We start from the raw sequence: 1,555 nt of genomic DNA on the forward strand, positions 1-1,555 counted from the left end.
GATATCGAGCGCCGCATGGGCGAGATCGCGACGCAGGTCACCGCGCCCCGGCCCCTCGGCCGGCGAGGCCGTCCCCTCGCCAGCGAGATGCGCGACGCCGTCGCGGAGGTGCGCCGCCGCCAGCGCGAGTTGGAGGCGGGCGCCGCCGAACCCGCCCCGACCGAATCCCCCGTCACGGCTCCCGCCGCGTCCCCGATCGCTGTGCCCGCCGAGCCTCCCGTCGAGGCCGCCCGGCCCGCGCCCGAGGGCAGCGTCCAGCCCTCGCCCGCCATCGCGGAGTTGCAGCGCGAGACCACGCGTCTGCGCGACTCCATCGGCAGCCTCGCCACCGGCCGCGATGTCGGCGCGCTGGAACAGGCCATGCGGGCGCTCATCACCGACATCCCGCGGGCGAACGAGCCGGCCGACCTCGCCGCCATCGCCGCGCCCATCGAGCTGATGCGCGTCCAGGTGGAGCGCTTGGCCGAGGACGTGGCCGCCAACGTCCATGCCCGGGTCGCGGGCGACGTCGCGCGTCTCGCCAGCAAGGTGGACGGCGCGCTCTCCGGCGCCGCGCCGACCTTCGCCGACCAGAACGCCCTCGACGGCGTCTTCCGCGAACTCGACGAGATCCGCCGCCTCGTCTCGGCGCTCGCGGGCCCGGAGCGCATCCAGAGCCTTGCCCAGGGCGTGCAGGCGATCAGCGCCCAGATCGCGCAGCTGCAGCAGGGCAAGGAGGCCGAGGCCGCCGAGCTGAAGCCCCTGCTCGAGGAAATCCGCAGCGAGCTGCGGGCGCCCGGCGAATCGCGGGAGCTTCTGGGCCGGTTCGAGGCCCTGGCCGACCGGATGGATCGGGTCGCGGCCAACCCGGTCGGCGACCTGATCGGGCGCCTCGAATCGCTCGGCGAGACGCTGCGCCAGCCCTCCGCCGCGCCGAAGGATTTCGACGCGATCCGCGGCATGCTAACGACGCTCGTCGAGAAGGTGGACGACGTCAGCAAGGGCGGGGCCGGCCTCGACGCGCTGGAGCAGCAGGTCGTGGCGCTCGCGAGCCGCCTCGACACGCCGAAAGCCTCCGACCCGGCCCTGGCCCGCCTCGAGCGCACCATGGGGGACCTGGTCGCCCAGGTCACGACGCTGAAGCAGGGTCCGGCCGCCACGGAAGCCGGTCCGGCGCGCGACGGCGCCCTCAACGGGCTGCGGGCGGATCTCGCGGAGATGCGTGCGGCCCAGCGCAGCGCCGACCAGCGGCTCCAGGCGACGATGGACGGGGTGCAGGCGCTGCTGTCGCGCCTCAGCGACCAGCTCGACCGCAGCGGAAGCGCGACCATGACCTCGACGGGGGCGCTCGCCGCGGCCTCCGGCGCCGTGTCCGCTCCCATCTCGGCCACGATGTCCGCGCCCGTGTCGCCCCCCATGCCCGCGGCCGCCCCGGCGCCGCGTATGGAGCGCGCCCCGGTTGAGGAGACCGCCCGCGGCCGTCTGGCCGAGCCGGCCGCCAGCCCGCCCGCCGCCAGCCCGCCCGCCGCCCGCCCGCGCGTGCCGCGGCCCGAGGCCCCCACGCCGGAGGCCGTCC

At 76.5% G+C, this 1,555-nt stretch carries 1 pseudogene; it reads left to right on the top strand.

The window, feature by feature from the left end:
- Positions 1-15: 15 nt before the first annotated feature.
- A pseudogene (locus tag LW587_RS23885) lies at positions 16-1,555 on the top strand (hypothetical protein); the annotation flags it as partial.

It is taken from the genome of Methylobacterium sp. Leaf118 (genome assembly GCF_920984675.1).
In the GTDB taxonomy this organism is placed as follows: Bacteria; Pseudomonadota; Alphaproteobacteria; order Rhizobiales; family Beijerinckiaceae; genus Methylobacterium.